Origin of the sequence: Anaerotruncus sp. 1XD42-93 (assembly GCF_009917605.1) — a bacterium.
Lineage (GTDB): Bacteria > Bacillota > Clostridia > Oscillospirales > Ruminococcaceae > Anaerotruncus.
On record NZ_QZEG01000158.1, the window covers coordinates 1 to 1,899 of the forward strand.

Genomic DNA, 1,899 nt, shown 5'->3' on the forward strand with positions numbered 1-1,899 from the left:
TTGACGTAGCCTTATAATCATAATCCTTTTGCGCAATGTCCGCACTGTAGGCCCCTACCATCCTCCAATCGGTTTCCATGCGCTCATAGTGTCCCCGCTTCAATTCCCGGTAGATCGTACTGAGTGAGCAGCCGATTTCCTTTGCGATATAGGCAGGAGATTTCCCAGCTTTCCGATATGCTTCGATTTTGATTCTATCCGTATAGACCAGATGCCGGAATTTCCCCTTTGTCCCCACTGTCGTTCACCCTTCGCTGTTCGCCATACGTGTTTTACAATACCGTCCTTAGATTGCACCCGGAGATGCCGGTCAGCTTTTGTGCCATAGGCTCCACGGAAAGTAAATAGCTTTCGCAGGTTACAAACAGTTACAAATCACTCGCAGAGTATACCACAATCCACCGTAAAGGCCGATTTGTAACCATTTGTAACCTACGGTCTATTGACTGTCCGCTGCGCCTATGCCCTCCTTGCAAGCAAGGAGGGGGCAAGCCCCCACACCCCCCGCAAAGCGGGGCACTCCCAGCCATGCCGGTAACCTAGCGGGAAACCTATTTGCCATCCTGCATGTCCTGCTGAATTAAGTCTAACAGATAGGCACGTACACTGAGACCCTTCTCTTGAGCGCGTTTTTTAATCTGGTCAGCCTGCTCGAATTTTACTCGAAAACGAATTTCCTGCAAATTTTCTTTGATATATTTTGCTGTAGCACGCTTTTGCGCTTCCGACGCTGGCATAAGCGATCACCGCCTTTCACAGCAATTATAACACAGAATCGACAAAAAACGCAATGCAAAAAACCTACATATAAAGCGCTCTATATTTATGCAATATGCGAATTGATATAAGGCGCTCAATATAGTATAATAGAGACAGATAAAGAAACCGCCCTCCAAAAAGAAAGGCGGTGAGAATATGCAAAGTAAACGGCTTCGCGATCTGTTACATTTCGTTGTAACGCATCCCGGCAACCGCTACTTCTGCAAATACCATGCTGGAACATGGTATCTGCGGGTAGTGGGATAAGAGCCACAACCTAATTCCTCAGCAAAAAGGCGGTTTCTTTATCCTCTATTAAGATAACATATCACACAAAATTTGTCAATCACCTGTCCTATCGGGTATATAGAAAATGGAGGTTAGCATAATGACAAACACAACCATAATAGTAAACGCCGCTCTGGATGCTGGTATTTTCACAGAGGAGCAAATTAAACAGTATTTAGAAAGCATTGGGGAGCTTCCTTTACATACTTTCAATGGCTGGAAAGAAAGAGGGTTTGTTGTTCGTAAAGGACAGAAAGCCGCTTTAAAATGTGACATCTGGAAATACAGCAAGAAAACAGAAACCGTACCAGCCAAAACACCAGAAGGCAAAGAAACGGAACAGGAAATAGACATCAACCATTATTATAAAAAACTGTCCCACTTTTTCACCGTCGCACAAGTAGAGCCGGTACAGGCATAAACAATATTTTGAGGAGGTCACACAATATAAAAAAGAAAGCCGCTTGCATAAGCGGCTTTTTTTTACCCTCTATCATCATAAAGATTTACCCAGTATTCAGGCATCTTGTCCCAAAGCTGGTGACGTACCTCAAATTCTGCGGTTACTTCGGTTTCTACGGCCCAGCCGGTTACACCGTTAATTTGTTTTGGCCGGATGCGTTTTTCTAACCGTTCAAGATGTTGTGTTCTGTAATTATACCGGTAGTCTCTTCGATCGGTAGAATAGATTTTGCTATAAGCAGGCGTTTGCATCTGGAAACCTCCTTATGATTCACCGCGATCTTTGCGCGGGGAAAACGGGATTTTTGCCATGCGTTCAATCTTCTCAAACGTGTCGTAGCAGGCGCGCAGGCCGTCAGATTGGACAAAACTGGACTTGCGCAGGGGCTT

4 protein-coding genes are annotated in these 1,899 nt (G+C 45.0%); 1 reads left to right on the forward strand and 3 read right to left on the reverse strand.

Annotation, left to right across the window (positions count from 1 at the left end; all coding sequences use genetic code 11):
- Both D5269_RS17655 and D5269_RS17660 read right to left on the reverse strand, forming a co-directional pair.
- The coding region (locus D5269_RS17655; RefSeq protein ID WP_147408071.1) for a helix-turn-helix domain-containing protein at nucleotides 1-238 on the reverse strand (238 nt) is incomplete at its 3' end.
- 313 nt (nucleotides 239-551) lie between these two features.
- Complete coding sequence (locus D5269_RS17660; protein ID WP_016315737.1) at nucleotides 552-737, reverse strand: hypothetical protein; 186 nt, start codon at nucleotides 735-737, stop codon at nucleotides 552-554.
- 410 nt (nucleotides 738-1,147) lie between these two features.
- On the opposite strand from D5269_RS17660, the gene D5269_RS17665 reads away from it, so the two are divergent.
- Nucleotides 1,148-1,468, forward strand: a complete 321-nt coding sequence (locus tag D5269_RS17665) for a hypothetical protein (RefSeq protein WP_120487475.1) — start codon at nucleotides 1,148-1,150, stop codon at nucleotides 1,466-1,468.
- A gap of 62 nt (nucleotides 1,469-1,530) precedes the next feature.
- Here the strand turns inward: D5269_RS17665 and D5269_RS17670 are convergent, their stop codons facing one another.
- Nucleotides 1,531-1,761 carry a hypothetical protein gene (locus tag D5269_RS17670; RefSeq protein WP_120487477.1) on the reverse strand — a complete coding sequence of 77 codons (231 nt, stop codon included), beginning with the start codon at nucleotides 1,759-1,761 and terminating at the stop codon, nucleotides 1,531-1,533.
- Nucleotides 1,762-1,899: the final 138 nt, after the last annotated feature.